3 protein-coding genes are annotated in these 2,955 nt (G+C 73.3%); all 3 read left to right on the forward strand.

Annotated elements, in window-relative coordinates; genetic code table 11:
• Window positions 1-840: peptidoglycan DD-metalloendopeptidase family protein (locus VGD85_RS09585; protein WP_331063227.1), on the forward strand; the 840-nt coding region annotated here is incomplete at its 5' end.
• A gap of 45 nt (window positions 841-885) precedes the next feature.
• Window positions 886-1,614, forward strand: a complete 729-nt coding sequence (locus tag VGD85_RS09590; protein WP_331063228.1) for a FliA/WhiG family RNA polymerase sigma factor — start codon at window positions 886-888, stop codon at window positions 1,612-1,614.
• A gap of 153 nt (window positions 1,615-1,767) precedes the next feature.
• The coding region (locus tag VGD85_RS09595) for a histidine kinase dimerization/phospho-acceptor domain-containing protein (RefSeq protein ID WP_331063229.1) at window positions 1,768-2,955 on the forward strand (1,188 nt) is incomplete at its 3' end.

A 2,955-nucleotide genomic window follows, 5' to 3' on the forward strand; every position in this document is an offset into this window, starting at 1 on the left:
CCCGCCGCACCGGCGGTGGACGCCGGCTCGGGCGGTCCGTTCGTGCTGCCGGTCGCCGCCGGGAGCTACGACCTCACAGCCGGCTTCGGCACCCCCGGCCCGCGGTGGTCGACCGGTGTGCACACCGGCCTCGACTTCGCCGCCCCGACCGGCACCCCCGTCGTCGCGGTCGGCGCGGGCACGGTCACCGTCCAGCACCCCGCGTGGGCGGGCACGCTCGTGCGCATCGACCACGGCGGCGGCGTGGAGACGTGGTACGCCCACCTGTCCCGCGTCGACGTCGTCACCGGCCAGGTCGTCGCCGCCGGCGCCCCGGTCGGCCTGGTCGGCGCCCGCGGCAACACCAGCGGGCCGCACCTCCACCTCGAGGTGCGCCTCGACGGCACGGCCTACGACCCCGCGCTGGTGCTCGACGTCCCGGAGCGGCCGCGCCCGGCGTACCCCAACGGGCAGCTGCCGGCCGACGCACTCTGTCCGGCCACGCCGGACGGCGCGCACCAGCTGCGCTGCGACGCGGCGGTCGCCTACCGGCTGCTCGCGGCGGCGTACGCCGAGGACCTCGGCACCACGCTCTGCATCACCGACTCCTACCGCAGCCGCGCCGGCCAGGAGCGGGTCTTCGCCACCAAGCCCGGCCTCGCCGCCACGCCCGGCACGTCCGTGCACGGCCTGGGGCTGGCCGTCGACCTGTGCGGAGGCGTCGAGCGCTTCGGCACGCCGCAGTTCGACTGGCTGGTCGCGCACGGCCCGGCGTACGGCTGGGTGCACCCGTCCTGGGCGGCCGCGGGCGGCAGCCGGCCCGAGCCCTGGCACTTCGAGTACGCCGGCGCCACGAGCTGAGGCCCCGAGCCGCTAACCTGTCGGTCACGACCACCGGAGGTGCGCGTGCAGACCGACCACTCCCTCGACGACCTGTGGCGCCGCTACAAGGTCGACGGGGACCGCGGCGCCCGCGACCGGCTCGTCGTGCACTACTCACCGCTGGTGAAGTTCGTCGCCGGCAGGGTCCGCTCCGGGCTCCCGCCCGCCGTCGAGCAGGCCGACCTCGTCTCCGACGGGGTGATCGGCCTGATGGACGCGCTGGAGAAGTTCGAGCCCGAGCGGGGGCTGCAGTTCCAGACCTACGCGGTGTCGCGCATCCGCGGCGCGATGGTCGACGGGCTGCGGGCCGCCGACTGGGTGCCCCGCTCGGTGCGGGAGAAGATCCGCGACATCGACGCCGCCCAGGTGGCGCTGGAGCGCAGCCTGGGGCGCACCCCGAGCGACGCCGAGGTCGCCGAGCGGCTCGAGATGAGCGTGGCCGAGCTCCGGAAGGTCTACAGCCAGACCGCGCACACGAGCGTCGTGAGCTTCGAGACGGCGCTCGACGACGAGGACGCGCCCCGGGCGACCGGTGACCTGCCCGGCGCCGACGACGACATCCCTCCGGGCTTCCTGAGCGCGGTGCGCGAGCTGCCCGAGCGCGACCAGGTCGTGGTGGCGCTGTACTACTGGGAGCGCCTCACGCTCGCCGAGATCGGCCAGGTCCTCGGCGTCAGCGAGTCCCGGGTCAGCCAGCTGCACAGCCGGGCCACGCTCGCGCTGCGGCGCAAGCTGCTGCAGGCCGCCGGCTGACACGGGCCGCGACGACCCCGGACGTCACGATCCTCAGGGCGGCACCACAGTGGCCGAAGTGAAGACCGGACGAGCTCGCAGCGGATACGCTCGCCGAAGAGGGGGAATCGTGGCACTCGGACGACCGCGGGGGTGGGTCGTCGCCTGGGGGGAGTGACGGCCCTACTGGTGCTCGCCCACCTCCTGGTCGGCTACGGCACCACGTTCGACCTCACCTACCTGGCCGCGGTCTGGCTCGCCCCCGTGGCCGCCTGGATCGGCACGGCCCTGCGCCCGCGCGGCGCCCGGCTCGTCCCGGGCCTGATCGCCGCGGGGCTGACGCTCTCGGCCCTCGGCGACCTCGTGTGGCAGATCTACAGCTGGACCGGCAACGACCCCGACGTGTCGCTGGCCGACATCCCCTACATGCTCAGCTACATCGGCCTCGGCGGCGCCGTCGCGGTGGTGCTCTTCGCGCCGCGCTTCGGCCGCGACCGCACCGACATCGAGTCGCTGCTGGACGCCCTGACGATCGTCGTCGTCAGCGTCCTGGTGTTCTGGAACATCTCCGTCCACGAGATCGTGTCCGACGAGGCCTCCCCCTGGCTGACCCAGCTCGTGCTCGCCGCCTACCCGGTCGCCGACGCGATCTTGCTGGCGCTCGTGCTGCGCGCGATCACCGTGCGCCGCAGCCGCCACGAGCTCGGCTTCGGGCTGGCGCTGGGCGCCGTGTGCTGGCTGTTCTCCGACATCGCCTACTACGTCCTCGGCCTGGACGAGCCGAGCCCCGGCGCCAACGACATCGGCTGGATGGTGGGTGCGGTGCTGATGGCGACCGCGTCCCTGCGCCCGCGCCCGGCCGCCCCCGTCGAGAGCGCCGAGCCGCCCGAGAAGCGTGCGGCCCTGGGGCGGCTCGGGATCGCCATCGGCCCGCTGCTGGTGCCGCCGGCGCTGATGCTGCTCGACGAGCTCGCCGGTCGGTCGTCGCAGGTGCTCGAGTTCGTGATCGGCACGACGATCCTGGTCGGGGTCACGTTCGTCCGGACCGCCTTGATGATGCAGGCCGAGATCGCGACCCGCCACAAGCTGGCGGAGGCGCGGGATGCGGCGTTGGAGGCGTCGCGGGCGAAGTCGACGTTCTTGGCGACGATGAGTCATGAGATCCGTACGCCGATGAACGGGGTGATCGGGTTGACGGGGTTGTTGTTGTCGACCGATCTGGACGAGCGGCAGCGTTCCTATGCCGAGGGGGTGGACACGGCGGGGAACTCGTTGATGGCGATCATCAACGAGATCTTGGACTTCTCCAAGGTCGAGGCCGGGCACCTGGAGCTGGAGACCATCGACTTCGACCTGGTCCGG

Source organism: Nocardioides sp. (assembly GCF_036401255.1).
GTDB lineage: Bacteria > Actinomycetota > Actinomycetes > Propionibacteriales > Nocardioidaceae > Nocardioides.